At 33.5% G+C, this 248-nt stretch carries 1 protein-coding gene; it reads left to right on the forward strand.

What is annotated here, in order from left to right:
- Positions 1–198, forward strand: a 198-nt coding sequence (locus SB775_RS32325; RefSeq protein ID WP_410865383.1) for a DUF896 domain-containing protein, incomplete at its 5' end; no start/stop codon positions are given.
- Between the last annotated feature and the right edge of the window lie 50 nt (positions 199–248).

Raw genomic sequence — 248 nt, forward strand, 5'->3', positions numbered from 1 at the left:
GAGCTTTCAAAAAAGTCGAAAGAGACCGGTTTGTCGGACGCTGAAAAAACAGAACAAAAGCATTTAAGAGAAGAATATTTAAAAGCTTTTCGTTCTTCTATGAAAAATACACTTAAAACCGTGAAAATCGTCGATCCTGAAGGAAACGATGTCACACCAGAAAAATTAAAAAGAGAAAGAGATCAGAACCTTCATTAAGATCAGGATTTCTTGAATTTTGAAAAGATGGGAAGAATATTCTCATCTTT

This window comes from Peribacillus sp. SIMBA_075 (assembly GCF_046534585.1).